We start from the raw sequence: 2,118 nt of genomic DNA, 5'->3' as shown, positions 1-2,118 counted from the left end.
CGGTGTTCCAGCCCATGTCGGCGGGATAGGTATAAATGCGCCGCGGCATGCCGAGCAGCCCTGCAATATGCATTGGGAAGAAGGCGACATTGAATCCGATAAACATGACGACAAAGCCAGTCTTGCCGATTCGCTCGCTCATCATGCGACCAGTGAACTTGGGGAACCAGAAGTAGATGCCCCCGATGACGGGGAAAACGTTGATGCCCAGCAGGACATAGTGCAAATGTGCCACCACGAAGTAGGTATCGGTCAGTTGCCAGTCGAGCGGCACGGCCGCCGTCATGACACCTGACACGCCGCCAATCACGAACAGCAGCACAAAGCCAGCGAAGTAGAAAAAAGGCACTTTGAACACGGGACGGCCCGTATGGATCGTTGCCACCCATGCGAACGTGGCGACCGCGCTGGGGATCGCAATCACCATGCTGGCCGAGCCGAAAAACGCCAGCCCGAGCGGCGCAATGCCGGTTGCAAACATGTGATGGATCCAGACGATAAAGCCCACCACCATCGTGGCGACCGTCGCCAGCGCAACCGGGGTATAGCCGACGAGTGGCCGCCTGCAGAAGACGGGCAATGCGTCGGACACGATGCCCATGGCCGGCAACACGACCGCATAGACCCACGGATGCGCAAACATCCAGAACATGTGCTGCCATAGGAGCGGTCGTCCGCCATTCAGGACATCGAAGAAATGCGTGCCGAACTGACGGTCGAGCCACAACATGAAGAAGGCAAGGCTAACCGCCGGCACGGCCAGCAGGTTGCCGCCAGACGCCGTCAGCGTGCCCCAGACCAGGACCGGCATCCGGTTGAGCGACATGCCGGGCGCACGCATGCGCACAAGCGTGGCGACAAAGTTGACCGAGCCCACCGTGGTCGAGATGCCAAGCAAGACCATCCCGAGTGCATAGATATCGATATTCGGGCCCGTGTCGTATTCGAGTCCTGAGAGCGGCACGTAGTTGAACCAGCCGGCGTTCGGCGCTTGTCCAAACGGAAAACTTGAATACAGAAAAATCCCGGCGAACAAAAACACCCAGTACGACAGCGCATTGAGGCGCGGAAACGCCATGTCGCGCGCGCCCAGCACGAGCGGCCATAGATAGTTGGAAAATCCTGACAGCACAGGCAACGCGTAGAGAAAAATCATCGTCACGCCGTGCATCGTGAAGAGCTGGTTGTATTGCTCGGGCGAGAGCAACGTGGCGTTCGGACGGGCGAGTTGCAGGCGCATGAACAGCGCTTCCATGCCGCCCATCAACAAAAAGACAAACGCCGTAATGATGTAGCGAAGGCCGATCGTCTTGTGATCGACCGTCGAGAGCCAGCCCCGCCAGCCGGGTTCTGCCTCCCAGATCTCCTGGAGCCGCAGTTGCACAGGACTGCCGTGGATTACCCGACCGATCTCGGGCACGCGTGAAAGTGCCACTGTGCTTCGCGAGTTCGCGTGGCGATCGGGCTTGACGGGTGCGCTCATGGCTTCACAGTGCTCGTTTGTTATTTCAGGGTGGCAAGGAAGGCGGACAGATCAGTTGCTTCGTCGGGGTTCAGGATCATGCTCGGCATCATGGATTCGGGTTTGATCTGCTGCGCATGCGTAATCCAGTCGAGTTGATTTGCGGCGGTATTGCGAAGCATCCCGGCAGCAATCAGTCGACGCGAATCGAGGTGCGTCAGGTCGGGGGCCTGCACACCTTCGGCGAGCGACCCCCGGATCGTGTGACAGCCAGCGCAGCGTTCGTTGAAAACCTTTTGACCCGCCGCAACGGACGGGCTTGCAAGAGATGTCGGGAGGTGCGGCTTCGCCTGCTGCGCGCTCCATGCCGCAAAATCAGCGCGGCTTTGTGCGATCACCTCAAACGCCATGTGGGCGTGCTGAGCACCGCAGAACTGCGAACATTGGCCGCGATAAACGCCCGGATGGTCGGCCTGAATCCATTGCTCATTCGTTTGCCCCGGGATCGTCTGTGTCTTGCCCGCGAGAATGGGCACCCAGAACGCATGGATGACATCCGCGCTATTGAGCCTGATGCGTACCGGCTCGCCGACCGGGATGTGGATCTCGTTAGCCGTGACAAAGCGCTGCGATGGATCGGCCGCGTCGTCGTAGGC

Annotated in this window: 2 protein-coding genes; both read right to left on the bottom strand. The window is 59.8% G+C overall.

Going from position 1 to position 2,118, the window contains the following annotated elements; translation table 11 throughout:
- A partial coding sequence (locus WCA53_RS13555) for a cbb3-type cytochrome c oxidase subunit I (RefSeq protein ID WP_423910874.1) occupies nucleotides 1-1,483 on the bottom strand: 1,483 nt, incomplete at its 3' end.
- Nucleotides 1,484-1,503: 20 nt separating this feature from the next.
- The coding region (locus tag WCA53_RS13550; protein WP_423910871.1) for a c-type cytochrome at nucleotides 1,504-2,118 on the bottom strand (615 nt) is incomplete at its 5' end.

The organism is Caballeronia sp., assembly GCF_049581465.1.
Taxonomy (GTDB): domain Bacteria; phylum Pseudomonadota; class Gammaproteobacteria; order Burkholderiales; family Burkholderiaceae; genus Caballeronia.
Note: the sequence above shows the minus strand (reverse complement) of the source record. Positions and strands in the feature narration are given on the sequence as shown.